Genomic DNA, 26,546 nt, shown 5'->3' on the forward strand with positions numbered 1-26,546 from the left:
ACAAACTGAACTGACGCTGACTCACAGCCGTTGATCGGACTAAAAAATACCGATCCTGGCCGTTTTGACCAGCATAGTGGCGTAAAAACCAGCAGAGAGTGTTGTTTTAACCGCCATGCACTACGCCAAAACGGCAATAGTGCAGCAAACCGCGGATCCAGTCAGCTCGCCTTGAGCGCTGAGCCTGAGCAGCGCCCAATGAACTCAATAATGATCAATAACAGCATGATACTGATGGTTAGCAAGCACTCACAAATCTAACCAATAAAAACAATTCTCAATTGCATTAGTTGGCGAATTTGGTAAACTAGCACCTTTTACAGCCGGAGGACGTCAGGTGTCGTCAACTGCTCTTGTACTGACCTTGGTGGTGTTACTTAGTCTTTATCTTTGCTATGGGATCATCGATGGCCTGCAACGTCGGTGGCAACAGCGCCAGCAGCAACGGCGATTACCGCTGGTGGTCAGCCGGATCCGACGCCAGCAGGATATGCTGAAAATTTGGTTGCGCCACGCTGAGGATCTGCAGCTCCCCCCAGCCAGGGCCGGTCAGCATATTTTGTTGTTTGGGCAGGATCTGCAGGGTAAAGCGGTCAGCCGGGCTTATTCACTGGTACAGGATAATCAGCAGCGGCAGTATTATTTGCTGGCAATTAAAGCCGAAGCCAATGGCCGTTTCAGTCAAGCCTTGTGGCAGACCCTGCAGATTGGGGATCAACTGCAAAGCAGTTATCCAAAAGGTCATTTTATACTGCGTCATGACTGGCGACATAGTTGCAAGCAGTGGCTACCGACGCTGTTACGGCCGCGCTGGCTGCGTGGCCGGCCGCTGGTGCTGGTGGGCGGTGGTATTGGCATCACGCCGATGCTGGCAATGGCGCAGCAGGCGATACGGCAGCAACGCCCGGTCTGGTTATGCTATCAAGCCAGAACTGCGCAGGATCTGTTATGGCATCGTTATTTACAGCGACTGCCCGGCCTGCATTATCGGCCCATTCTGAGTCAGCCTGCGCCAGACTGGCAAGGCGGACGTGGCCGCATCACGGCGCGTCAGTTGATAGCCCTGGCAGGACTCAAAGCAGACTACTATCTCTGCGCCAATGCCGATATGGTGCAGAGTCTGGAGCAGGAACTGCGTCAGGCCGGCGTGCAGCGTTGTTATCATGAATTATTCAGCGCCGCCCACAGCAAAAACAGCTTCGCGCTGCAATTGGGTAAGCTCCAGGCCGATAGTCTGGGCCATAGTTCAGTACTGGATGCGTTGCTGGCAGCAGGAGTCCCAGTGCCTTATGATTGCCGCGGTGGTTCCTGTGGTCAGTGCCGGCTGAAACTGTTGTCAGGCCAATGTCAGACGGTGCTACAACCCGAATTTGAACTGGCGGCAGATGAAATTTTATCTTGTTGTATGCAGGCTCAATCGCCACTACAACTGGCATTTTGCCAGCCAGAATCAATAGCAGAGGATGCTGAAGTGACCACAGCCCAACAGCAGCCACATTATCGCGATGACGTTAGCAAGTTCCCCCAAAGTAACCCGACCACTTAAATTCAAGCACTTCGATATATTTTGTCTGAAAATCACAGGCTAAAAACAACAAAGCCCCGTCAGCAAGCTGACGGGGCTGGAATAAGGTGTGAGCCAGCCGTTAAGCCGGGTTCTGTGCTCTGTTGCCAGAGTGACAATCATTCCTCTAGGACATACGTCGCCATATGCCTCAAGCAACCTACCCGCCCCCAACGCGGGCCGCGCCAATGGGGGCCTATTTGGTCTTGCTCCGGGTGGAGTTTACCGTGCCACGAACTGTTACCAGTCGCGCGGTGCGCTCTTACCGCACCCTTTCACCCTTACCTGATCCCGCTTACGCGGGCCATCGGCGGTTTGCTCTCTGTTGCACTGGTCGTAGGCTCACGCCCCCCAGGCGTTACCTGGCACCCTGCCCTGTGGAGCCCGGACTTTCCTCCCCCTGTTTGTACAGGCAGCGATTGTCTTGGCCAACTCACGGCGCGCATTATACGCCAATTTGGCGCTGAGGCCAGTAAAAGCTGTGATGCAGTTCAAGGCTGGACGCCATCATCGCTAGCAAGCCCCGCCAGTTTTAAAAAATCAGCTTTTGACCAACCAACAGATTTTGCCAGCAACTTACCTTGCGGATTAAACCGCAGTAAAGTCGGTTTGAACCATGCATCAAATAAATCAGGCTGAAAACCTGAGGTAGCCTGATACACCTGCAAACTGGGCAGATACGCCATTTGCGGTAGTCCGGCCGGGGTTATAACCATTAAATCAATGTTGGCGGCCGCCAACTTGTGCGGATCAAAACGACTCAGTTGTAAGATGGCCTGCTCACAAGCACGACAACCCGGAGTAAACACCAGCACCAGCGTGTCGCGCCTTAACAAACTGACAAAACTGACGGTTTGCTGCTGATGCTGATGTTTAATCATAAAATCAGCCGCCACTTTTTGGTGTAATTGCTGATTGGCCAGCCATTGTGTTCCCAGCCGCAACCAATCTACTAACTGTAATTTCAACTCCTGCCGGTACAATACCGCAGCCTGCAACAACATCAGGCATAACAGCAGACCTGCATGCGTGAGTAGCCAATCCCAGACCTTCTGGGCAGCCGGTAATGCAAATGCAGAATCATTCATCAGGCAATCTCCAGCACCAACTTAAAGTTAAATCAGAGGTATTGTTACCAATTGTCCACTTCAAACTGACGGCAATTGAGTTGCTGACAGCGCTCAATTTCAATGCTGACCAGATAAAAAATATGCCACTGACAACATACAAAACATTGCCTGGCTTGCAGTTGCAACCAAGGCCGCGCCAGCAGTATCAGCAAAATACCCGCAGCCAGCAATAACTTGACCATCGCCATCCATTTCATGTGGACCCCCCTGACACCCCACCAGCCCAACGAAGTCACTGGACTGGCGGTTAATGTTAGATGGATTCAAAGTTTAAAAATGATATCAATGTAACAAAGATGTGATAGTAGGGGTTTGGTATGAAATTGCCGAACATCGGCACAAATATAACCAGCCACTTCCGCTGGCAGCGAACACCTGAATCTTGCCTAAACTTCAGCTTCAGCCCAACTCAGTCCCAGTTTGTATAAAGCGTTTTTCTTTTCAGCATGAATTTCAGCAGTCAAGGCTGCCGCTTTTTTTAACGGTAATTCCGTCAGTAACAACTTCAGCGTTTGTTGTGCTGCGGCGGAGATTTGTTCCTCCACCGCTATTTTCGGCGCTATCATCAGCACCATTTCGCCCTGGCAACGCAGCGGATCTTCCTCCAGCCACGCCGTAATTTCGGCAGCAGTCCCATGTACAAAATGCTCGAAAGTCTTGGTCAGTTCTTTGGCAAGCACTAACTCACGCTCAGCCCCAAATACCAGCACCAGATCCGCCAGCGTATCTTTAATCCGACGGGCGGTTTCGTAACAGATTAAGGTGCCGACACCAGCCGGGATGGCGGTCAGCTGATTTTGCCGCTGCTGACTTTTGGCGGCCAGAAAACCAATAAAATGAAACTTATCGGTTGGCAGACCGGCACCACAAAGCGCAGCAATCAAAGCGCAAGGACCAGGAATGGGCACGATGCGAACCCCGGCATCCCGGCACAACCTGACTAGACTATAGCCGGGATCAGAAATCAGTGGCGTGCCGGCATCTGAAATTAAGGCGACATCTTCGCCAGCGTGTAATTTTTGCAATAAGCTGGCCGCCCGCTGTTTTTCATTGTGATCATGTAATGAAATAAAACGCGCCGAAATATGGAAATGACTTAGTAACTTACCACTGTGTCGGGTATCTTCTGCCGCCACCCAACTGACAGCGCGTAACACCTGCAACGCACGCTGACTGATATCGTCCAGATTGCCGATCGGCGTGGCCACGATAAATAAAGAACCGGCAGGGTTCAGAATGGAGGTTGCTTGCATAATGTGGCTCCAGGGCAGCGTAAAGCAAAAAATCTGCGAATAAAAGTTCATCAAATCTGCCAGCAGCAAGAGTGCCGCGGGATGATTCGGTGCCGGAAATGGTATAAGATGATGCCATTCGTCGGCTATTGTAACTGTGCATTGTGAAATCCAGCAAATTAACGCTTTGGCTGAGCCTGAGTTCAGCTTTCTTTTTAGTCAGTTGCAGCCAGACGCCTGCACCAGTACAACCGGTCGTGACGGCGCCACAGCCGCAACCCGAAGTGGTGGCTGAACCCGATGCGGAAGCCTTCAAACTGGAAACATTGCCGGTTGAAGCTCAGGTGACACCACTGCCACTGGAACCGGCCACAAGTCAGGATCCACAGTTGCTGCAACAACGACAACTATTGGCTGAGGCCAGAACTTTATTGCAAAACAACAGTAACCCGGCGCGGGCATTAGCCATTAGTTACCATCTGCGCAATAGCACTGACCTGAGTATCCGCAGTGAAAATTTACTGCCTCTGCTGCACGGTTATTTGCTCAATCAGCAATATCAGGCCGTTGAACAGTTACTAAAGCAAACCCGGCTGACCGATGTGCCGACAGCAGATCAGACACAATTTAGCACCCTCGCGGCAAGTTATTATCAACAGCAACAACAACTGGTCCAAGCGGTCATCTGGTTACTGACCCAGGATGAACTGGCCGGCAACACTGCCGCAGATCCAGCAATGCAACAGCTATTGTGGCAACATCTGATCCAGTTAAGTCCAGAAGAAATCATCCAGCTAACCCAACAAGCCCGGCCCAGAGCCCAGGCTTGGCTGGAGTTATTACAAACGGCACTGGCTTTTAATGGCGATCAGCCTGCCATGCAGCAAGCCTTACAGGACTGGCAAAGCCGCCATCCTGGCATGCCGGCACTGACAGATTTACCGGCTGCCATCACCTTGCTTGCACAAACCCAGCCCTACCAACCGAAAAGAATTGGGGTGATCTTACCTTTATCTGGCCCCTTGAAAGCACTGGGCGAATCGGTACAGCTTGGTTTAATTACCGCGGGCACTGGCACTGATCGCAGTCTGACTTTTATCGACAGCCAACAAGATGGCCATGCCATTTACCAGGCATTACAACAAGCGAGCGTTGATTTTGTCATTGGACCGCTGTTGCGTGAAGATGTAGATAAAGTCCAGGCACTGCCAAACTGGCCTTGGCCAACGTTATTTTTAAACAGTAAACCGCAGGATAAACCTGTGGTCGCTGAACAGTTTTATTTTGCATTAAGTGCCGAAGACGAAGCCTTACAAATGGTGCAGTTGTTCCGACAAAAACAGTATCAGCATCCGGTGCTCATTCATGCGGTGAATCCGATTGGACAGCGCATGGCGCAACAATTCCGTGACCAATGGCAACAACAAACCGGCAAAGTGGTTGAGGCCTACAGTTACAGTTCACAAGATGAACTGCGGCAACTGATTAATACCTTCTTAGAAACTGCCGCCAGTACCGAAAGGGTCAAAGAGCTGGAAAAACTCAGCGGTCGCAATGTCAAAGCCGAAATGCACAGTCGGCTTGATGTCGATGCCATTTATCTGCTGGCCGATCCGGCTCAGACCCGGTTATTTAAGCCATTTATTGATGTCACTGTCAGCCCAACTGCACCGGCGTTACCTGTGTATGCCAGTTCACGCAGTCATAGTTTGGCCATCGATCGCACCGATATCCGCGACTTGAGTGGACTGACGCTGACCGAGATGCCCTGGTTACTGCCGATCAAGCCGAAACCAGCGTTAAGAGCTGAATACGAACAACTTTTTGCCGAGCAGGATGAAACCCAGCAACGACTGTTTGCGATGGGACATGATGCGATGCAACTGGTGAACCGGTTAAAACAACAGCAACAATTTCCAGCCTTGGTTTTTCATGGTCTGACCGGTCATTTACGCCTGACCGAACAGCAAGTGATTCAGCGTCAGTTAACGCTGGCACAGTATCGTCGGGGCAAGCTGGATATTTTGCAAACCCCGTCAGCCCCCTGAGCATGACAGGCCCAGCCGAAACCGGCGCCATATTTGAGTCACTGGCGCTGCAATACCTGCAGCAACAGGGACTCAGTCTGGTCATACGAAATTTTAGCTGCCGCTATGGTGAAATTGATTTAATTTGCCGCAGCGCAGAGCACTGGGTGTTTGTTGAAGTGAAATACCGACAACACCACAACTTTGGCGGCGCCGCCGCTGCAGTGACGGTGCAAAAACAACAAAAACTGGCCAGAACTGCCAGCTACTTTTTACAGCAGCAACGCAGTCAGGCTCCCTGTCGGTTTGATGTCGTCGCAATTTCCGGCGAAGCGCCATACCGGATTGAGTGGATCCAAAACGCATTTTAATAAATTAATCAGGAACTTGGCGCATGCAAGAACATATCCGGCAGCTGTTTACCGAAAACATTCAGACCATGATCGCAACAGGCGAAGCGCTTGCAGCACCTATTGAAAGCGCGGCCCTGACCATAGTCCATGCACTGATCAATGACCGTAAAGTGTTGTGTTGTGGCGAAGGCGCGGCGCAGGCGCTGGCCAGTCATTTTTCCCAGTTGTTGCTGGATCAGTTTGAAACTGAACGCCCTTGCCTGCCGGCATTGGCGTTACAAACCGAATTATCGGGCCTGCAAAATGCCCATGCCCAACCTCAGGAGCATTTAGCCCGTCAGGTCAGAGCCTTGGGACAAGACGGTGATATTTTGCTGGTGCTGTCGCTGACGGGTGATGAAGCCAGCCTGATTAAAGCAGTAGAAGCTGCGCTGACCAAAGATATGACAGTGGTCGCTTTGACGGTCGACAACAATGGCGAATTGTCAGGCTTACTGGGCAATACCGATGTTGAACTCAGAGTGCCGGCTCACCGCGCCGCCAGAGTATTTGAGTGTTATGTATTTTTATTGCATTGTGTCTGTGAACTGATCGACAGCACGTTATTTCCACAACAAGACGATCTGTAATCAAGGAGAATCCGATGTCTGATATCAAACCTGTGATCAAACTGGCTGCAGTGCTCAGTCTTACGTTGTTATTACAAGCCTGTGCCGCTGCAGTTGTGGCTGGTGGGGCTCAAGCCGTTACTTCAGCCTCCGATCGCCGCACCCTGGGCTCGCAAATTGACGACAACAGTATTGTTGTCAAAGCCGAACGGGCACTGGAAGCAAACAAGACCTTGACTGAACGCGCCCATATCAATGTCAATAGCTACAATGGTGTACTGCTATTAACCGGGCAAGCACCTGATCAACAATGGATTGAACTGGCCGGCCAACTGGTGCAACCCATCCAGGGGGTACGGGAAGTGCAAAACCAAATCCGCATTGGCAACCCGATTTCCTTTACCACCCGCAGTCGTGATAGTTGGATCACCACCCGGGTGAAAAGTTTATTGATCGCCGATAAACAAATCAGCGCACTGAATATTAAAGTGGTGACTGAGAGTGGTGAAGTCTTTCTGATGGGGCTGGTCAACAGCACCGAAGCTGACAAAGCGGTTGAAATTGCCCGCCACGTCAATGGCGTTTCCCGTGTCATCAAAGCCTTTGAAACCAACTACAACTAAGCTCAGTCTCCCCACACTGGCAGCGACCGCTGCGGTCACTGCCAGTGCCCTTCCCATTTCTGAAACACCTTGATTTAGCGCATAAAATGTGTTGAATACCAATTGCATTTGCTCCACTGCTTGGCAATACTCAGACCGCCGCTTGTATCCCTGCGACAATTTTCAGCATAAAAATAACAACTGGGTTTTGCCCAGCAATGGCGACAGGGACAATGGCAATTCTGGCTGGATCCGATGCATCGGCTACCTGGCTTGCGTTATCAGTATCAGGACTGGCTGCTGGAACTGGCCGCCGATAAAACCTCGCTAGATCAAATCACAGAGTTCAGGCTGAACTTAGCAATCCCATTATGGTTTTAACCGCCAACCAAGTTAAAACCAGGTCCAGTTCAGCCGGACACTGACCACCAGATTATTGCCCCAGTCCGGCTCACTATGCCGGACCCACTGCAACACCGGTTGCAACTGTACTTGCTCCAGCCACTGATGCTGCCAGTAAATTTCAGCCAGCCACTCAGCTTGCTGCTGCGGTACCAGCACCTTACTGGCCATCAGCCCCAACTGATCTCGGTCAAACTGCCGCACAGCCCCTAGCATCTGATGCTGCCGGCTGACATCAACATAGTCCCGTAAACCAGACCAAACCGCCAGCAGTGACCAATCTGCCGATAGCTGATACTGATAATTCAGATACCAGCCCGAAATCGCTTTAATCTGGCCGTCCGCTAAATGTTCCCAATCGCCATTATGCCGCCAGTAGCCCACAGTACTGCGACTGTTCGCCGTCAGATAGCGGCTTTCGGCCAGATAAAACTGCTCGGCAAAATTTAAATGATCACGACCGGCAAAGACGCCGCCCATCCATTGCCAGCCTTGTTCAGGCTCGTAAAACACACTACAGGACATGGCGGGATCATAATAGGTTGGCAGTGCAATGGCGGTGGGGGTAATCCCGAGCGGTGGTGAAATAAAACCGCCTGCGACCGGCACAAAAGCAAATTCCAGATTGGCATCGACCTGACCGCATTTCAGTCGGGTTTGCGGGTTAAACTGATATTGCAGATATAATTCGTACAGCTTACTAAAAGGTTCAGCGTCAATATTAGAGATACCCTGCAGGTTTTGCGTCAGTGTTTCGCCATTATCACCGCGTGCCATTTTCAGGTTGCCATTGAGGCTCCAGTGACTATCCACACTGAAGCCAAAGTCGTAGGTCAGTAATACCCGATGGGCCTGCCTTGGCTCATCAGCTTCAGCTGTTGACCTGTCAGCGGCAGAAGTCAGCACACTATGGTCTGAGAGCCAATTGATGCTATGCGAAAATGTTTCCGCTGCTTCGGTTTGTTGTGCCTGTAATGGCGTCACCATCAATGGCATCACGATGGCGACAGCAGCCGATAAAGAATTTAACGCTGTAGTTTCGGGCATGGCAACATGACCTGAAGAAGAAGTCTGATAGGTATAGGAAGCCAGTTGAACGCTGTCAAATCTGGCGCTAAGTCGCTCAAACCACAACAGAGATTTATCGCTACACCTTGAACTCAGCGGCAATCTCAACTAGCTTTTCAGGCACATCTCCCTTAAGGATCGAGTTTATGACCATCAGGAACAGCGTCAATGCCATCGCGGCCGCCATTTTTTTACTGGTGTTGTTTCTGGTCGGAACCTCGGTCAAAGTCAGTGCAGACTTGACCAAATTACTGAACTTTGTCACGGGCCCAGCCTGGGACACTGCGGATGGCGCTATGGAAGGCACCATTGGTCTGCAACAACAGGTTATTGCCATCAATGCACTGCATTACGAACCAGCCAAAGCCGCCGAACATCAGCAATTATTACAACAGGGCATTGCGATGGCGGATGAGGCGCTGGGTCGGATGATGGCAGCTAAACTGATTCAGAGCGCTTCGCTATCCCAGTTAGAGCAACTGAAAAATCAGTTTCAACAGATCCGCAATGACATTGTCAACAGTCCGGCAGATCCGGCGCTGATACGCCAATTTAGCCAGCTGAGTCAGCAGTTACTCACTTTTCTCAGCAAATTAGAAGAAGAAGGTGACAGCACAGTCGAGCAGCAGTTTGCACTACGGCAACAATTAGAGCACTGGTCGTTCTGGATGAATATGCTTGGCATGCTGTTTGGCTGTGTCATTTGCCTGGCAGTATTCTGGTTTGCCCGCCACGCTATTTTGAAACCGCTGGATGAGGTCAACCAGAATCTGCTGGAACTGGCACAAGGCAAAGGGGATTTAACCTCCCGGCTTAACCCGAAGCGGAACAATGAATTCAGCCAGTTAGCGCAATCATTTAACAGCTTTGTCGCCAATCTGCAGCAGTTGATGCAGCAGCTTAAACACAGCAATACGGCTTTGGTTGACAATAGCAGTCATATTTTTCGGGCTATTGACAGCGTGGTGCAAAGTGGCGATGTGCAGCAGAAAGAAACCACTGTAGTCGCCACTGCAATTGAAGAAATGACCTATGTGCTGGCACAGTTGGCCGAGCATGCGGCGTCAGCCAATCACAATGCCAAAGAGTCTGAACAGGCCATGCAGCAAGGCGTGCTGGCCGTGAAAGAAGCGGAACAAGCCATCAGCAGAGTGCATCATAGAGTCGCGGATGCTAACAGCCAGCTCACTACAGTCCAGCAGGACAGTCAGGGCATTACCAAAATGCTGGAAATTATTCGCAGTATCGCCGAACAAACTAACCTGCTGGCATTAAATGCCGCCATCGAAGCGGCCAGAGCCGGCGAATCCGGCCGCGGTTTTGCCGTGGTGGCGGACGAAGTACGTAGTCTGGCTTCCAGAACTCAGGCATCCACCGTAGAAATAGAACAGAATATCAGTAAGTTAGTTTCTGGTTTACATCAAACAGCCCAGTTGATGGAACAAGTGCATCAGGAAAGTAATCAGGTCACTACCAAAGCTCAGGTGGCACTGGACATGATGGCGCGGACCAGTGCTCAGATTGCTCAGATGCATACCCTGAATGACCAGGTCGAACACGCTTCCACTGAACAAGGACAAGCCATTACCGATGTCAGTCACAGCATGAACCAAATCCGGCTGCACGGTGAAGAAACCAACCGTCAGGGCAGCAATGCGATGCAAAGCCTGCAACAGTTGCAGCATCATGTCAGCACAGTCAGTACTCAGTTGGTGCAATTCAGGACCTGAGTTCTGTTCGCGGACCGCTCTGACTAAAGACAGCCAGTACGGATTTGATTACAATGCGGCTTTGCTTTTGACCGGTGCGGATATCCTTTGATCGATCTTTTACCCAGTACGTTAAAACAGTACTTTGGCTACAGCGAATTCCGCGCTGGCCAAGCTGAAGTCATCACTGCAGCGCTGCAGGGGCAGGACAGTTTTGTACTGATGCCAACCGGTGGTGGCAAGTCGATTTGTTATCAGTTACCTGCCCTGCTGCTGCCTTATGTCACAGTGGTGGTGTCGCCCTTGATGTCACTGATGAAAGATCAGGTCGATGGTTTGCAGGCGATGGGAATAGCCGCTGATTTTATCAATAGCAGCCTGAGCCGTGAGCAGGTGCTGGAGGTCTTTCGCAAATTACGTCAGCAGCAAATCAAGTTATTGTACGTGGCGCCGGAACGTTTGTTACAACCGCAATTTTTAAGTCGGCTCAGCGAAGTCGGCGTCAGTTTATTTGCCATCGATGAAGCCCACTGCGTGTCGCAATGGGGGCATGATTTCCGGCCGGATTACATCGCGCTCGCCCAACTAAAACAACATTTCCCGCAGGTCCCGCTGATGGCACTGACTGCCACTGCCGATCCGGCCACCCAGCAGGATATCCGCCAGCAGTTGCGACTGGTCAATCCGCTGACCAGCATCAGTAGTTTTGACCGGCCGAATATTCGTTATACAGTGCAGGAAAAGTTCCGCCCGTTTGAACAATTGGTGGCGTTGCTGAAACAACAGGAAAATCAAAGTGGTATTGTCTATTGTTCATCCCGTAAAAAAGTCGATGAACTCTATGGCCAACTAAAGAACAAAGGTTTTGCCGTCGGCGCCTATCATGCCGGTCTGACGAATGAAGCGCGCAGTCAGGTGCAGGATGCTTTTAAACGCGATCATCTGCAACTGATTGTTGCCACAGTCGCTTTCGGCATGGGTGTCAATAAACCCAATATCCGTTTTGTGGTGCATTTTGACCTGCCCCGCACCATTGAAGCTTATTATCAGGAAACCGGTCGTGCTGGCCGGGATGGCGTTGCCGCCGAAGCTGTGATGCTGGTTGATCCGGCAGATATCGGTCGGATGCGCAATTGGATCCAAACTGAAGAAAATCAAGCCAGAACAGAAGTGACGTTACAAAGGTTTAATGCGATGGCGGCTTTTGCCCAAGCCCAAACCTGCCGCCGGCTGGTGTTGCTGAATTATTTTGGCGAAGCCAGCCAGGAAGCCTGTGGCAACTGTGATATCTGCCTGGATCCGCCTACCCGCTTTGACGGCACTGTACTGGCACAAAAAGCCTTATCCTGCGTCTACCGGGTCGGTCAGAATTTTGGCATGCATCATGTGATTGATGTGCTGCGTGGCAGCCAGAATCAGCGCATTCTGGAACTGGGTCAGGATAAACTGTCCACTTATGGCATCGGCAAAGAACAAAGTCATGACTATTGGTTGTCGATCCTGCGGCAACTGATCCATCATGGCTTATTACAACAGGATATTACCGCGCACTCGGTGTTGAAACTACTGCCAGCGGCCCGCCCAGTGCTCAGAGGTGAACAAGCGCTGCAACTGGCCGTGCCAAGACTCACCTCCAGCAAAGGCCAGAGCAAATCCAGCCCGAAAGAAAGCAAACAACTGCAAAAACAGGATTATGATCGGGTACTGTTTAGCAAACTGCGCGCCTTACGCAAACAAATTGCCGAACAAAGTGATGTCGCGCCTTTTGTGGTGTTCAGTGACGCCAGCCTGATTGCAATGTCGCAACAACTGCCGCAAAGCCACACTGAATTCCTGGCGATCAGTGGCGTCGGTCAGACCAAGTTAAGCCGTTATGGTGATGATTTCCTGGATTTAATTGCTGAATATCTGGATCAATCAGCCTGATGCTACAGCCCCCATCTGCCTGCAACCAAGGACAGCAGAGCATGCAATTTTCAGTCGAACTCCGACAGCAGTCACAACTGACACAATTGTGGCTGCTGCCAGACCAAGATCTGTACCCGGTATTACCGGATCAGCAACAGTTATTGCCGCTGGTCAGTGCCTGGCTTGGCAGTTTTTCCGCGCTGAGTCAGCTGCAAACGGCGCAGGGAACCGACTGGTTGCAATGGCGATTTTGCTTTGCTGACCAACCTTTTATGTTGCAATTTGAACACTACACTGAGAGTTTCTGGGTAGAAGCTGACACCAGCTCAGCAGTTATGCTACTGTCAGAACTGGCCAGTTGTCTGCAGCAACAACCCAGCAAAGATCAACACTGCAGGTGATGTTATTCAGGGAGGTACCGGTGGTGTGGTTCAGGTTTTTATTGCTGTGCTGTGGTTTTTGGTCGCTGTCAGTACAGGCCTTTCACGCCGATGTGTTCAGTTTTGATGACAAACTGCAACAAAAAGCCTTATTCCCGCATTTGTATTATCAAATCACACCACGTGATGTCAGTGTCGATGCCATGGTGTTTGAACCAGAGCGCCACCATGCATTTCGCGTCGTCACCAAACCTAATCAGGTATTCCTGCCCGGCCAACAGACCGTCTGGTTATTCAGCCGGTTACATTACCGCGGTATTAACAATATTGAGTTGATCCTGGATTACAATTTTCCAGCGGCGGACCTGGTCGAATTTTACAGTTATGACCGGCAAACGCATGAAGTCCGTAAACTCAACCGCAGTGGCAGTCATTTTCCTTTTAGCGAACGCCAGATCCAGAGCCGCAGTTATGCGGTCGCACTGCAGTTTAAACCGGATCAGGAAATGGATATTCTGCTTAAAGTGCAGGATAAAGCACTGGTACAAACTGGCGTCAGCCTCAATCAAACCAGCCTGTATTATCAGCAGCAACTGACCAGCAATGTATTTGACGGTGTGCTGCTTGGGATCCTGCTGTTGATGGCTGCCTACAACTTATTGTTGCATTTCAATATTAAAGAAAGCGTTTACCTGTATTTTGCCGGCTTTTTTGCCAGCTTTGCGCTGGTGACCGCTATTCTGAACGGCGCCGCTTTTGCGCTGTTATGGCCAGAACATCCGGAAACCAATCCGGCAATTTTTTATGTCGCGGTCGGTGCCATGCTGGCCTTTCTCAGTCTGGCCAGCCAAAAGATGCTAGGCGAAGATGCCAAGCCAGGCTGGTTGTGGCTACAGCTGGCAGCAGCAGGTTTGTTGTTATTCAGCCCACTGTACAGCGGGCAGCAATTACAACTTAAATTATTACTGGCAGTACTGGCACTGGTGATGCTCAGCAACTTAGTCCGTGTGGCGCTATATGCTTTGAGCGGCCAACCCAGAGCCCGAACTTTTGCCTTAAGCTGGTTGTTATTTTTTACCGCTTGTCTGGTACTGGTGCTGACTCAATTTGGCTATCTGGCCAATGAGCGGCTTTGGCAGTACCTGTTGCTGGCCTCTATCATCGGCAGTATGGCACTGATGAGTTTTAGCCTGGCCCGGCGTATTCAGCAGATCAATGAACAAAGCATGCAAGCCAATCAGCAGGCACTGCAATCACTGCAACAATATTACGATATCTACCATAATGCGGTTGAAGGCATGTTTACCACCACCCTCAGTGGACAGTTAATTGCAGCGAATCAATCACTGTTGCAGATCCTGGGTTATCAGGATGCGTCGCAAATGGAAATGGATGTGCGGCATTATGGCATGGCAAAATATTATGCCAATCCGGACGATCGGACCCACCTGGTGCGGCAACTGCAACATGCCAATAATCAAAGTTTTGAACTCAGAGCACTGAAAGCAGATGGTACCCCGTTCTGGGCACTGATGTCAGCCCGACTGGCCAGGGACAGCAGCGGTGAAGCTTTTATTCATGGTTCTGTCATTGATATTACCGAACAGAAAATCAACCATGAACAGCTGGCTTATCTGGCCTCCCATGATCCGTTAACTGGCTTGTATAACCGTCACCATTTTGTCCAACTGACCCAGCAAGCCTGGCACAGATGTCAGTTAGAACAGGCCAGCAGCACTATTTTATATATCGATATTGATCAGTTTAAGCTGGTGAACAGCACCTGTAATCATAGTGCCGGCGATGCGTTACTGAAACAAATCAGCGAGCAACTGAAACGGGCGCTTGGACAAAATGGCCAGTTGGCCCGGCTCGGAGGGGATGAATTTGCCGTGTTATTGCCGGGTAAAAATGCACAACAAGCTTTTAGCATCGCCTACAGTCTGCTGGATGTGGTGAAAGAATTCCGTTTTTTCTGGCAGGACAGTTTATTCAGTATCAGCGTTAGTATTGGCATGAACGAAATCAGCCGACAGGATTTGTCAGGCGAACAAAGTATCAAAAAAGCCGACTCCGCTTGTTTTGTCGCCAAGGAAAAAGGCCGTAACCGTATCCATCAGTTCCACCCGGATGATCAGGAATTACAAAAACAACAAGCCGAGATCCAATGGGTGCAAATCCTGCAAAAAGCGTTATTGCATGACAGCTTTATGTTGTATATGCAGCCGATCCAGGCGGTCACTGAACGTGATACTGTGCTGAATTACGAGTTGCTGCTCAGGCTCAGGGGCGAAGATAATCTGGTCATTGCACCTGGTAGTTTTTTAACCTCGGCTGAGCGTTATGGCTTAATGCCGCATATTGACCGCTGGGTGATCCGCAATTATTTCCGCTGGCTGGCGCAACATCCGCAACATTTAACACTGCTGGGGCACTGTAATATCAATTTATCCGGCGCTTCGCTGGTGGATCCACAATTTAAATCTGACGTGCTGGCTTTATTTGAGGAATACCAAATTCCGGCGCGGCATATTTGTTTTGAAATCACCGAAAGTATGGCAATCCTCAATCTGCAAAATACGCTGGACTTTATCCATCATTTCCGTGGCCTGGGCTGTCATTTTGCGCTGGACGATTTTGGCAGTGGCTTTTCTTCTTATGGTTACCTGAAAAATTTCCCGGTTGATTTTATAAAAATTGACGGCAATTTTGTCCGTGATCTGCTGACCGATAAATTTGACCGCGCTATCGTCAATTCCATTCACGATGTGGCTGCGGCGCTTGGCATTAAGACAGTAGCAGAATACGTTGAAAGTACAGAGATTTTATTGGAACTACGCAAAATGGGCGTCGACTATGCGCAAGGTTATGGCATTGCCAAACCCAAGCCATTGAGCGACTTGCTCTGAGCTGCAGGCAAAGCCTGGCCGCTGTGCCCGGACGCGTTGCCAGCTTCTTTAGCGCGGGGGCTTGCTGCTGACAATCACAACTCAGTACAATACACGCCCCATTTGAGGTAGTCAGTTATGCAGCGTCTGAAACAGTTATCTTTGCAGGTCGAAACGGTGTTTGCCGACATCGGTCAAAGTTATGCCCAGTACCAGCGGGATCGCGGTTTGTTTTGTCGCAGCGGCTGTGGTGAATGTTGCCTGCATCCGGGTATTGAAGCCACAGTGCTGGAAATGTTACCGCTGGCTTATAGTTTAATCGAGCAAAATGAGGCAGAACGCACGCTGGACGCTTTGGCTGAACAGCAGCAAGATGGCTGCTTTTTCTATCAGCGCCATTCTGCTGACGGCAAAATGGGCCAATGTAGTGTGTACCATAAGCGCCCTGGCATCTGCCGTCTATTCGGTGCCGCCGGTTATAACGGCCGCGAAGGCGAAGTGCAGCTGTCGGTGTGCAAAAATATCAAAGCCGACCATCCGATCGCTTATGCCGATACCCTGATTGCACTGGAATCCGACCCACCGCCGATGATCCGCAACGGTAAAGAACAAATCCGCCAAATTGACTACGAACTAGGGGGGATCAACTACCCCATCAACGAAGCCATGCGCCAGGCACTGGAAAAAGTGCTGTTTGAACAGTATTACGCTGGTATTGCTGACGCCGAATGAGTCCATGCTGCTGTCGGGAGCCCGTGCCGGGTCTGGCAGCATTTATATCAAAAAAATCGGTAACCGCTGACGTCCGATGCTCTATGAAAGGAAGCAAATTCAATAGCTTGGAATGTTCGGTCGGACTCACCACGACCTGCGGCATTGTCGCAGGGCAGTCCACCGCCTGCGATGAACAAAGATGACGTCCACAGCCGTCGGACAGCCCGAACGCTTGGCGTCCAACGCTGGCGTCCAACACTTGTATACAATTAAATCTTTCGGCAGCGGCTGCATTCACAGCGCACACTAATCACTATAACCAGTCTGCAGCAAGCCATAACGCTCAATTTTTTTCAGCAAACCTTGTCTGGACAAGCCCAGCGCTTTAGCTGCCTGACTGCGATTGCCATGGTGTTGTTCCAATGCATTGATCAGTAGGCTGATTTCCAATGATTTCACCTGTTCATCCAAAGAAAAGCCAAGCACAGGCGCCATCATCGCGAGCGGTGCATCCTCAGCAGCCCCCCCTTCATCCAGGTGCAACAGCTGAATATCTGCCAGCGTGACCTGACCTTGCTGGGCGATGGCGACCACACTTTCCAGGGTGTTTTTCAACTCCCGTACATTGCCAGGCCATGACCGTTGTAAAAACCACTGCATCGCCTGCGCCGTTAACTGGGGCTTTTGCGGCAATTTCTGCAAAAAATGCTGTAATAACAGCGGGATATCCTCCCGGCGCTCATCCAGTGCCGGCGTTTCCAGCGTGATACCTTTAATCCGGTAATATAAATCTTCCCGAAACTTGCCTTGCTTGACCAGCTCAGGGAGCACTGCATTGGTTGCAGCAACCAACCGCACATCAATACGTTTTTGTTCGCGTCCACCGACCGGATAAAAAGTGCCTTCCTGCAGCACGCGCAGCATTTTGACCTGCATCGGCAGTGGCATCTCACCGATTTCATCTAAAAACAAAGTGCCGCCATTGGCCATACTGAGCAAACCCTGCCGGTCCCGGTCGGCACCGGTAAACGCACCTTTGACATAACCAAACAACTCGCTCTCCAGCAACTCAGCTGGAATAGCGCCGCAATGTACCGAAATAAATGGCCCTTTCGCGCGCAAACTTAACTGATGTAAGGCACGAGAAATCACTTCTTTCCCTGTACCTGAAGGACCGGTCACCAGCACCCGGACTTCAGTTGGCGCGATGCGCTGCACTAAGGTGCGGATATTTTCCATTTGCCGCGACACCCCAATCAGTCCCTGCACTGCGGATTGTTGTTGGGTGCGCTGTTTCAGTTGATTAAGTTCGAGTTCCAGTTGATGTTTACTAATCGCCCTTTTCACCACCACCGCTAATAAATCGGGATCGACAGGTTTGGCAATAAAATCCCAGGCACCGGCGGCAATCGCTTGTAACGCCAGTTCGCGCTCGGCATGGCCGGTCAGAATAATCACCGGCTGAGCCGCAAATTCTGGCAGCGCCGCCAGCGTGGCACTGGGTTCAAAGGCAGGCGGTAATGACAAATCCAGCAGCATCAAATCAAAAGGCTGTTGCGCCAGCAGTTGCCGGGCCTGGGTTAAATCGGCGGCAGAGCTGACCTGATAACCCTGCGCCGTTAAAAAACGTTCGGCCAGCAGCCGGTAAGCTGGCTCATCATCCACCAGTAAAATTTTTGCGATATCAAAACGTTCCAGCGTCATCCAACCACTCCTGCCGTCGCTTGTGCCGGCAACCAAATTTCAAAACTAACAGGCCAACCCAAATCGCTGCGATGGCAGATCCAACCCTGATGGGCACTGATAATACGTTGGACTATTGCCAGCCCCAGTCCGCTGCCGCCGGCTCTTTTACTGACAAAAGGCCGGAACAAAGTATCCAGCAAACTGGCATCCAGCGCCGGGCCATTGTTATGTAAACGGATCAACACACCGGCACGGCCGCCATCCAGCTGCGACCTTGCTTCAATCAACAACTCGCCATCCGGCTGATTGCGTAAAAATGCCAGGGCGTTATCCAGTAAATTGATCAGCACCTGCTGCAAGCGGTGAGGATCGGCGGCACAACTTAACTCAGGCGACAGTTGCAAGCTGACTTTCACCTGTTGCCAGTCAAACTGCGGCAATAAACTTTGCAACTGCGTCTGTAGCAGTAAGGGTTGCGGCTGGATCTGTAACTTGCCGGCATACACCAGCATATCGGCGATCAGCCGATCCGCCCGTTTCAGCTGACTTTGAATATGACCGCGTAATTCGGCATCGACCCCGGCCGATGCCATCGAAATAATATTTAATGGGTTACGCAGTTCATGCGCCATCGCTGCCGCCAGCGCCCCCAGTTCCACCAGATGTTGCTGACTGAGGCGCTGCTTCTCAGCCGCCGCCAGTGCTAAGGCCCGTTGCAGACTGGCACAACTGCTTTGCAATAAGGAGCCAAATACTTCAGAAGTTAACCGCATTGAAGGTGTTAATTCTTCTTGTCCTTGCAATTGCAACTGCCAATCCGGAGCTACAAACTGACAGCGCAATTGTACCTGCGCCTGAGGACTGCCAGCTTTGGCCAACAATTGCCCCTGCGAGCTGATTTCAATCCACAGTGACTGCTGCAAAGGTTGCTGCAATAAGCACAAGGCTTGTTGACTCAATTGCTGCCAGTCGGCGGCTTGTGACAATTGTTGTTGCCATTGACTGACCATCGGCTGATTCAGTTGCACTCCTGGATAAATCAACCGCTCCGCCAGCCGACTGGCTGGTTGATAACAGGCGGCCGCCAACAGCAACAATAAGCTGGAATAAAGCCATAATTGCCAGCCTGGCACAGCTGCCAATGCCGGCATGCCAAATTGACCAAACAATACGCTGATCAGCGCCATTAATAATAACAATAACAAGGCCATCACCAGCATCAGCAGTGCACGGCTGGCAAAAGCATTCACCGCCAGCATCTGGTAACGCACCACACTGTACACCAGCAATAACAGATAACCGGGCAGCAGTAGCATCGGATAGGGATACCAATCCAGCCCGATGGAAGGAAATACAAAGCTGCTGGCCAGTAACAACCCCAGCGCTGCCGTCATGCTGATAGCCGCGATAGAACGGCGTTTATTGCCCTGATGTTGCCGCCAGCCGCACCACAACACCCAGTGCGCCAGTACGCCAAGCGCCACAGTGTAAGCCAGATTGACCCAACCAAAGCGCTGAAACAGGAAAAACTGCGGTAATTGGGCGGCAGGCTGCACTGTTGCTGACGAAGTTCCCCAACTGAGCAGTACCACCAAAATACTGGTCAGAAACAACCAGGGTACGGCGTTTTTCAGCCGTTGCAATAACAAGGAACTTCGTTGATCAACTACAAAATGCAGGGCAAATTGCAGATAAAATGTCGGCATCAGCGGGTTGGCTAAAATGAATGCTTTGCCAAGTAACGGGAACTGATGCAACAGTGCCAGATGGCCAAAACTCCATAACGCCAGCATCAGGCAAAAACCAGCCAGCGCTGTCAGCAAGGGTCTGAATCTGGCATGCCACCATAACCAGATCGCGGTGGTATTAGCGCAAAATGCCGTCAGCACCAGGATCCATTCAAAAACTAACGCCAGACTCATCAGGGATACTCCGTCACAGTGTCAATGAGGTTGACACTCTATTGCGGCGAGAGCGTAAAGCAAGTTCACAGCTCTGGCAAGAGTCAAAGAAAAAATTGATACAGATCAAACAAATGCAAAAAATTATCAAACTGGCCTGATTCTGGCAATCAACTGTTGAGTTGTATCTTTTGTGTTGTGGAGTGTCAGATGAATATGTCGTTGTTATTACTCGAATTCGCCTGTGGTGCTTTGTTATGTAGCCTGTTATTAATCCCCGGCCTGGCAGCCCGCTTCAGCCGTAGTGCAGGCTACGAAGCTGGCACTATTTCAACTGCCACAGAGCTCGGCAATAACCAGCCGGCGGCTGTCCGCCAGCCAGGCGGAGGTCGTTAAGATGGAACTGGACAGTGCGCAGCTTTCGGCGGTGTTATCAAGGATCCAATTTGCTTTCACCGTCAGTTTTCACATTATTTTTCCGTCTATTACCATAGGTCTGGCCACCCTGATCGCTTTGTGGGAAGGCCTGTGGCTCAGAACAGGGAATCCGGTCTATCTGCAACTGGCCAAATTCTGGATTAAACCTTTTGCTATCACTTTTGGCATGGGGGTGGTTTCGGGCATTGTGTTGTCTTATGAATTTGGTACCAACTTCTCCAAATTTTCTGAAATCACCGGCGCTGTGCTGGGACCATTGATGGCCTATGAAGTGTTAACCGCCTTTTTCCTGGAAGCTGGTTTTCTTGGGGTCATGTTATTTGGCTGGCAACGCGTCAGCGCTAAATTGCACTATTTTGCCACCTGTACTGTGGCTGTTGGCACCTGGATCTCAGCGTTTTGGATTATCGCCGCTAACAGCTGGATGCAAACGCCAACCGGCCATCGCATCGTGGATGGTAAATTTGAAGTGGTCAGTTGGTTTGAAGTGATATTTAATCCATCCATGCCGTACCGGCTATCCCATATGCTGCTGGCCACCTTACTGACGGCCACTTTTGTCGTGATGGCGACTTCGGCCTGGTATCTGCTGAAGCAACAACATCAGGCTTTTGCCCGCAAAGGTTTGTCACTGACGCTGTGGCTGGCGCTGGTGCTGGCCCCACTGCAGGCAGTCGTTGGCGATTTTCACGGCTTGAATGTAAAAGAGCATCAGCCGATCAAACTGGCCGCGATGGAAGGGATTTGGCCAGCGCGTGAAAGCAATGTGCCCTTGTTATTATTCGCCTGGCCTGATCAAAAAGCCGAAAAAAACCATTTTGAAGTGGCGGTACCTGGACTGGCCAGCTTGATCCTGACCCATCAATGGGATGGAGCTTTAACCGGTCTGAAATCAGTTCCGGCCAGCGACAGGCCTAATGTGCCGCTGGTGTTTTTCTCGTTCCGGGTGATGGTCGGCTTGGGCATGCTAATGATCGGCGTTGCTATGCTGGGTTTATTGCTGCGCTGGCGCGGCACTTTGTATCAAAGTCGCTGGTTTTTGCGGATTTGTAGTTTGCTGGCGCCCAGTGGCGTGATCGCGGTGCTGGCTGGCTGGTACGTGGTAGAAGTCGGCCGCCAGCCCTGGCTGGTGCAAGGATTGGTCAGAACCATGGATGTGGTGTCCCCCCTACCGGCAGAACGGGTGATGCTGTCCCTGAGTTTGTTTGTGCTCACTTACAGTTTGCTGTTTGGGGTCTATCTGTATTTTTTCCGTAAACTGATTAAAAAAGGCCCGCCGGCACTGGATGAGCTGCAACAACTGCAAATTGGCGTGAAAGCTTCAGGGTATGCAGTGTCTTTTAACAAAGCGCTGGCCGAACCCGGTCAGAGCCATGGTCAGGGAGCCTAAGCATGGATATCAGTCTGTTCTATTTCTTGTTACTTGGTTTTGCCATTCTGATGTATGTGGTGCTGGATGGCTTTGATTTGGGTATTGGCATCTTATATCCCTGGTTTGCTTCGGATGCAGAACATGATCATCTGATGCGCTCAGTCGCCCATGTCTGGGATGGCAACGAAACCTGGCTGGTATTTGGTGGCGTGATTTTATTTGGCGCCTTCCCCGCCGCCTATGCGTTGTTGCTGTCCAGTTTGTATTTGCCCATCATGCTGATGCTGATTGGCTTGATTTTCCGTGGCGTCGCTTTTGAATACCGTTTTAAATCCCATAGCTCCAGAATTTGGTGGAGCCGGGCTTTTTCACTGGGTTCGACCTTGGCCGCCTGTTGTCAGGGTCTGATGTTGGGTGCACTGGTGCAAGGCTTACCGGCCGATGCGGTGGCAGGTAACAGTCTGGCGCTGTTCACGCCTTTTAGTCTCTTTACTGCGCTGGCGGTTCCGGCCGGTTATGCCTTGCTCGGTTGTACTTATCTGGTGATGAAAAGCCGCGGCGCTATTCAGCATAAAGCGGCGCAGCGCGGCCGAACCCTGGTGTGGCTGGTGATGGCGGCCATGGCTCTGGTCAGTCTGCTGACACTGCTGCAAAGCGAACAAATTATGCAGCGCTGGCTCGGCGGCTGGCACGCATTGGCGCTGTTACCTCTGCCATTATTAGCGATAGTCGCAGCGCGGCTGTTATATCGCGATCTTGGCAGGGTCCGCAAAAGTCACCATCAGGCTATTAGGGTCATAGAAAAACATGAAGACCGGCCGTTCTGGTTAGCCGTCAGCTTGTTTGTATTGGCTTTTGCCGGTCTGGTGGTCAGCCTGTTCCCGGATTTATTGCCAGGGCAACTAAGTTACCAAAGCGCGGTCGCCCCCGCAGCCAGTTTGTGGTTTATGTTGCCAGGGGTGCTGATTTTTGTGCCATTAATCCTGGCTTATACCTTATGGGGTTACCGCATTTTTGCCGGTAAAGTAGAAGACTTTGAACAAGGCTATTGACCATGAGCAAGCAAACACCAATATCAGCCAAAAAACGGAGCACCGGGTTGAATGGCATCTATCGCAAATTCAGTGCCAGCCACCAGCAACAGCTGCAACCCTGGCAATGGTTTGTGCTGCTCTATCTGCTTGGCTTCAGTAGTTTGTTATTACTGGTTTTTTTGCTGAAGATGCTGATTAAAACCTTATAAATCAAATATCAGGCTGGTTAGATACAGAAAAAACCAGCCTGACTATTTCAGTTACTTTGCGCTGGATCAGGCTTTCGCTGTCAAGGCAGCTTGACTTTCAGCGCATTTTTTATTCGATACTGTACTTGCATTTTGAAAAGGGCCACTGCTATAGTCTGTCCATGGCTGTGCTGTACCGCCTTTTCAGGATTGCATAAATGCGTTGGTTTAACTTTGTCACACTGTTGATTTACCTCAGCGTTTTGATGGCTTCGCCAGTCAAAGCTGTGGTTGCCAGTAAAGTTGATGTCCTGCATTCAGGTGCTTTCAGCCAGAAAGCGCTCATCGCTTTCAGTCATGAAGCTACCTGTACTGAAAAAAATCAAAGCTTAGACGATACGCCGGTTTATCTGGCTCAACTGCGCATTCCGACCACTGTTGCTGCAGCAGTTGTTGTGGTTGAACCTGTCAGTCACTATACCACCCTTACTGCCATTCATCAGGCACGAGCCCCACCACTGTCATAAGTTACCCTGCAATTTAAATTCAATCTGACCTATGTTGGGCCTTCGGCCCGGTTTAAAGCTGAATTCAATGGCGCTTTGATGCTATTGTCTGCGAGGATTTATGAAAAATTTAACTGTGTATACGCTGGAACAAGTCGATCACTTAATTCAACCAGCTGAGTTTCTGGATGCCACCCTGAAATCCCCAGCCCTAAGCGTATTGCATGATTTTCGGCTCAATCATCCGATGTTGATTGATGCCGACACCCGCGCTTTTGATACCGAAGAAATGATGCGGCATGAACGTAGCTGGTTAAAGCTGGTGGTTGATAGCCAACAGGAAATGGTCGGCATTTTAAGCCATGAGCATTTCAGCAGTCAGAGCCTGATGCAGCACGTTAGTAAAAGCGTGAAAGCAAAAGATTTACTGGTGTCTGATCTGATGCGGCCACGCAGCGAAATTATGGCACTGTCTTACCAGCAAATTCAGCACTGTACGGTAGGTGATGTGTTGAACACCTTACAAAAAGCCGGTGAAGCCTATTGTATGGTGATCGATCGGGACAACCACCAAATCCGCGGCATGATTTCAGCCCGTGATATCACCAACAGACTCCATATTGCGCCGGTGCAAATCGAAAAATCGCCCGCCCTGGTGAATTTGTTCGACCGGCAATATGCCTGATCGTTTTGGTTATTGCAGCGAACAACCAGCTTGAAGTAAAACCGTTAACATGGCCGCAATACCACAATATTGACGACATTGCAGCAAGCAGGAACCAGCAGGAATAAATACCGAGTTCTGCACAATAAGGTCTGTCCGTTGCAGCTGGCAGGCCTTGTTTTTCCAACATAGCCTGCTGCCTGACTTGGTCGGCTTCCGCGCTGCTGTTGCCAATTATACTGTAGTGAAAGCGTGCATTAGCAGCTCTTATCACAGTGTTTACCGCGCTCTGCACCACAGGGTCTGTCAGTTGCAGCTGGCAGGCCCTGTTTTTAACACAGTCTGACGCCTAAGTTTTAGTCGGCATCAGCGCAGCTGTTATTACGCAGCTGTTATCAAATAATACTGTGGTGAAAGCGTGCGTTAGCAGCTCTTATCACAGTGTTTACCGCGCTCTGCACCACAGGGTCTGTCAGTTGCAGCTGGCAGGCCCTGTTTCTTTATCACGATAGTTTATTAAAACAGCACGACTTGCTTAATACAGCATTGCTGTGGTTATTTAGTAACAACTATCGTCCTGCATTCGACCGAGTAAACCCCGTAGATATTCAATGCCGTTGTCAGCGGATAACGCCACCAGCGGACTTTGCCCCATGGTATAAGCGTTACTGCTGGTTAACCACTCTGCGAACAACTGATCAGAACCAAAACATGCAAGCCCTTGTTGATAAAACTGTTCTGCCTGCTGTGGGTCCAAAGCATGCGAACGTATTAATCGAAGAGCATTTTCAGACACTGTCGCCATAAGTTTCACTCCATTGCACCGGGCCTTTAACTATAGTCGAACTAAGGCTGATACTCTGAAAAAAGCAAGTGCTCAGAGCAGTGCCGGTCATATCTGGAGTCTTCAGTGTGCCGTACCACGACAAAGACCCTTGATGCAGCAACATACAGTGCTTGCGCCAGGCAGCCAGGTTGGCTCGTCTATCCCGGTGTAAAAAAACGCCACAGAAAATGTGGCGTTTTTTATGGTGTAAGCTCGTTCTGGTTAACGGCGACGTTTGAACCTGAACAACAGTAAAGATGCCAACATGACAACGCTGAATGCGCTAGCTGGCTCAGCCACTGCGCGCGGGGCAAATGGATCTCTTGCCCATAAACTGACATTAGAAATATCAGCCGTATTACCACCGTTATTGACTAACTTCCCAGTCAAATCAAAACTGCCAGCAAACTCATATTTGGTTTCACCTGCCAGAATTGGATCAATACCAAGATTGCTAATGCTGAATGAATAGGCTAAAAATCCGGTTGCACCTTTAAACACCACAGCGACCTGATCAAAAAAAGTACCACCTAATAATGCCAACAACTTTTCTGGCTGAGTGCTTGGTGGTGTAAATTTCCAGCGACCTTTGCTGATCCCGATACAGCCGGTATAGCTGACACCATCATCCACAGAGCAGGTAAATAAATCATTGACAAAGGTATAAGGATCTGAAAAATCAGGAATAACAGCGCCTACAAAACCAGCACCATCATCTTTGCCCATATAGACCCAACCTGGATCTACGGCGCCTGCTCCTTGTAAATCCTGCAAATCGCTATTGTCGATAAAGGCGCCTGGCTGACCTGGCCAGAAAGATGAAGTCTGATTAAACCAGCCATCGTTCAGATAACCACGGTTCACAGTGGGCAAATCCATCCCGCTGTTATTGCCAGCATGCAGACCATAACATGCATCGGCATTAAAGGGGCTTGCCAGGGTGGTGCCGCTATCCACGCCATCCAATACCCGGATAAAATCCAGTTTCATATCAGTAATAGCACAATCGGGAGTCGAAGCCGTTGTGGTAATAGGCTTAGCCTGTACTGCTTGAGACGACAATACCCAAGCGGTGGTGAATAACACTAAGGACACAAATTTTTTGCTCATAGCACCTCATTAATTCAACGCTGCTAATACAGCATAAGTTATGCCATCAGATAAAATCAGAAACTTCAACCTGTTAACAATCAGACTTGCTCAATGCGTAAAAATAACTGACATATGATTGTAAAAATTAGATGAAATCCTCCATCTCAAAAAAATCATTAGCAAAACACATTGTTTACTTTATTTTTTTCTGTCGTGACCAAACTGTGTTTGCAACCAAGCTGATGAACTATGAC

25 protein-coding genes and 1 other RNA gene are annotated in these 26,546 nt (G+C 50.3%); 17 read left to right on the forward strand and 9 right to left on the reverse strand.

Annotated features, from left to right (window positions below):
* The first annotated feature begins 337 nt into the window (after window positions 1-337).
* Window positions 338-1,546, forward strand: a complete 1,209-nt coding sequence (locus AC53GJ_RS18730; protein ID WP_496729913.1) for a 2Fe-2S iron-sulfur cluster-binding protein — start codon at window positions 338-340, stop codon at window positions 1,544-1,546.
* A gap of 85 nt (window positions 1,547-1,631) precedes the next feature.
* Here AC53GJ_RS18730 and rnpB read toward each other — a convergent pair.
* The 4 genes from rnpB to rsmI form a co-directional block, all read right to left on the reverse strand.
* Window positions 1,632-2,000: RNase P RNA component class A (gene rnpB / locus AC53GJ_RS18735), an RNA gene on the reverse strand.
* Between the two features lie 55 nt (window positions 2,001-2,055).
* The gene (locus tag AC53GJ_RS18740; protein WP_496729914.1) at window positions 2,056-2,652 is read right to left on the reverse strand and encodes a hypothetical protein; all 597 of its coding nucleotides are present in this window, start codon (window positions 2,650-2,652) and stop codon (window positions 2,056-2,058) included.
* A gap of 44 nt (window positions 2,653-2,696) precedes the next feature.
* Complete coding sequence (locus tag AC53GJ_RS18745) at window positions 2,697-2,891, reverse strand: hypothetical protein (protein ID WP_496729915.1); 195 nt, start codon at window positions 2,889-2,891, stop codon at window positions 2,697-2,699.
* 189 nt (window positions 2,892-3,080) lie between these two features.
* Window positions 3,081-3,947, reverse strand: coding sequence for a 16S rRNA (cytidine(1402)-2'-O)-methyltransferase (gene rsmI, locus AC53GJ_RS18750; RefSeq protein ID WP_496729916.1), 867 nt, complete (start codon window positions 3,945-3,947; stop codon window positions 3,081-3,083).
* Between the two features lie 143 nt (window positions 3,948-4,090).
* Here rsmI and AC53GJ_RS18755 point away from each other — a divergent pair, with 143 nt between their 5' ends.
* The 5 genes from AC53GJ_RS18755 (at window position 4,091) to AC53GJ_RS18775 (ending at window position 7,897) form a co-directional block, all read left to right on the forward strand.
* Window positions 4,091-5,974: a penicillin-binding protein activator gene (locus tag AC53GJ_RS18755; protein WP_496729917.1), complete on the forward strand. Its 1,884-nt coding sequence runs from the start codon at window positions 4,091-4,093 to the stop codon at window positions 5,972-5,974.
* A gap of 2 nt (window positions 5,975-5,976) precedes the next feature.
* Window positions 5,977-6,324, forward strand: a complete 348-nt coding sequence (locus tag AC53GJ_RS18760) for a YraN family protein (protein WP_496729918.1) — start codon at window positions 5,977-5,979, stop codon at window positions 6,322-6,324.
* A gap of 23 nt (window positions 6,325-6,347) precedes the next feature.
* Window positions 6,348-6,935, forward strand: coding sequence for an SIS domain-containing protein (locus AC53GJ_RS18765; RefSeq protein ID WP_496729919.1), 588 nt, complete (start codon window positions 6,348-6,350; stop codon window positions 6,933-6,935).
* Window positions 6,936-6,949: 14 nt separating this feature from the next.
* Entirely contained in the window at window positions 6,950-7,537 is a 588-nt protein-coding gene (gene dolP / locus AC53GJ_RS18770; RefSeq protein WP_496729920.1) for a division/outer membrane stress-associated lipid-binding lipoprotein, read from the forward strand.
* 234 nt (window positions 7,538-7,771) lie between these two features.
* Complete coding sequence (locus AC53GJ_RS18775; protein ID WP_496729921.1) at window positions 7,772-7,897, forward strand: hypothetical protein; 126 nt, start codon at window positions 7,772-7,774, stop codon at window positions 7,895-7,897.
* A 12-nt stretch (window positions 7,898-7,909) separates the two neighbouring features.
* On the opposite strand, the gene AC53GJ_RS18780 is transcribed toward AC53GJ_RS18775, so the two are convergent.
* Window positions 7,910-8,965, reverse strand: a complete 1,056-nt coding sequence (locus tag AC53GJ_RS18780) for a hypothetical protein (protein WP_496729922.1) — start codon at window positions 8,963-8,965, stop codon at window positions 7,910-7,912.
* A 167-nt stretch (window positions 8,966-9,132) separates the two neighbouring features.
* On the opposite strand from AC53GJ_RS18780, the gene AC53GJ_RS18785 reads away from it, so the two are divergent.
* The 5 genes from AC53GJ_RS18785 (at window position 9,133) to AC53GJ_RS18805 (ending at window position 16,603) form a co-directional block, all read left to right on the forward strand.
* On the forward strand, window positions 9,133-10,716 hold the full coding sequence (locus AC53GJ_RS18785; protein ID WP_496729923.1) for a methyl-accepting chemotaxis protein: 1,584 nt from the start codon (window positions 9,133-9,135) through the stop codon (window positions 10,714-10,716).
* Between the two features lie 87 nt (window positions 10,717-10,803).
* Complete coding sequence (gene recQ / locus AC53GJ_RS18790) at window positions 10,804-12,621, forward strand: DNA helicase RecQ (RefSeq protein WP_496729924.1); 1,818 nt, start codon at window positions 10,804-10,806, stop codon at window positions 12,619-12,621.
* 41 nt (window positions 12,622-12,662) lie between these two features.
* Window positions 12,663-13,004, forward strand: a complete 342-nt coding sequence (locus AC53GJ_RS18795; protein ID WP_496729925.1) for a DUF3630 family protein — start codon at window positions 12,663-12,665, stop codon at window positions 13,002-13,004.
* 23 nt (window positions 13,005-13,027) lie between these two features.
* Window positions 13,028-15,892, forward strand: a complete 2,865-nt coding sequence (locus tag AC53GJ_RS18800) for an EAL domain-containing protein (RefSeq protein WP_496729926.1) — start codon at window positions 13,028-13,030, stop codon at window positions 15,890-15,892.
* A 117-nt stretch (window positions 15,893-16,009) separates the two neighbouring features.
* Complete coding sequence (locus AC53GJ_RS18805; protein WP_496729927.1) at window positions 16,010-16,603, forward strand: YkgJ family cysteine cluster protein; 594 nt, start codon at window positions 16,010-16,012, stop codon at window positions 16,601-16,603.
* Between the two features lie 288 nt (window positions 16,604-16,891).
* Here AC53GJ_RS18805 and AC53GJ_RS18810 read toward each other — a convergent pair whose 3' ends face one another.
* Together AC53GJ_RS18810 and AC53GJ_RS18815 are read right to left on the reverse strand one after the other, a co-directional pair.
* The gene (locus AC53GJ_RS18810; RefSeq protein ID WP_496729928.1) at window positions 16,892-18,289 is read right to left on the reverse strand and encodes a sigma-54-dependent transcriptional regulator; all 1,398 of its coding nucleotides are present in this window, start codon (window positions 18,287-18,289) and stop codon (window positions 16,892-16,894) included.
* Window positions 18,286-20,193, reverse strand: a complete 1,908-nt coding sequence (locus AC53GJ_RS18815; protein ID WP_496729929.1) for an ATP-binding protein — start codon at window positions 20,191-20,193, stop codon at window positions 18,286-18,288. The genes AC53GJ_RS18810 and AC53GJ_RS18815 overlap by 4 nt, the downstream gene beginning before the upstream one ends.
* Window positions 20,194-20,382: 189 nt before the next feature.
* Between AC53GJ_RS18815 and AC53GJ_RS18820 the strand changes: the two genes are divergently transcribed.
* From AC53GJ_RS18820 to AC53GJ_RS18845, 6 genes are all read left to right on the forward strand, one after another.
* A complete protein-coding gene (locus AC53GJ_RS18820; protein WP_496729930.1) occupies window positions 20,383-20,568 on the forward strand; it encodes a hypothetical protein in 186 nt (61 codons plus the stop codon).
* Between the two features lies 1 nt (window position 20,569).
* Window positions 20,570-22,000 (forward strand): cytochrome ubiquinol oxidase subunit I, encoded by a 1,431-nt coding sequence (locus AC53GJ_RS18825; RefSeq protein ID WP_496729931.1) that lies wholly within the window; start codon window positions 20,570-20,572, stop codon window positions 21,998-22,000.
* A gap of 2 nt (window positions 22,001-22,002) precedes the next feature.
* Complete coding sequence (gene cydB, locus AC53GJ_RS18830) at window positions 22,003-23,034, forward strand: cytochrome d ubiquinol oxidase subunit II (protein ID WP_496729932.1); 1,032 nt, start codon at window positions 22,003-22,005, stop codon at window positions 23,032-23,034.
* 2 nt (window positions 23,035-23,036) lie between these two features.
* Window positions 23,037-23,225, forward strand: coding sequence for a hypothetical protein (locus tag AC53GJ_RS18835; RefSeq protein ID WP_496729933.1), 189 nt, complete (start codon window positions 23,037-23,039; stop codon window positions 23,223-23,225).
* A gap of 197 nt (window positions 23,226-23,422) precedes the next feature.
* Window positions 23,423-23,731, forward strand: a complete 309-nt coding sequence (locus tag AC53GJ_RS18840) for a hypothetical protein (RefSeq protein ID WP_496729934.1) — start codon at window positions 23,423-23,425, stop codon at window positions 23,729-23,731.
* 100 nt (window positions 23,732-23,831) lie between these two features.
* On the forward strand, window positions 23,832-24,395 hold the full coding sequence (locus AC53GJ_RS18845) for a CBS domain-containing protein (RefSeq protein WP_496729935.1): 564 nt from the start codon (window positions 23,832-23,834) through the stop codon (window positions 24,393-24,395).
* Window positions 24,396-24,933: 538 nt separating this feature from the next.
* Here the strand turns inward: AC53GJ_RS18845 and AC53GJ_RS18850 are convergent.
* On the reverse strand, window positions 24,934-25,179 hold the full coding sequence (locus AC53GJ_RS18850; RefSeq protein ID WP_496729936.1) for a hypothetical protein: 246 nt from the start codon (window positions 25,177-25,179) through the stop codon (window positions 24,934-24,936).
* Window positions 25,180-25,422: 243 nt separating this feature from the next.
* Window positions 25,423-26,310, reverse strand: a complete 888-nt coding sequence (locus AC53GJ_RS18855; RefSeq protein WP_496729937.1) for a hypothetical protein — start codon at window positions 26,308-26,310, stop codon at window positions 25,423-25,425.
* Window positions 26,311-26,546 lie beyond the last annotated feature (236 nt).

Source organism: Rheinheimera sp. B2H12, assembly GCF_059620065.1.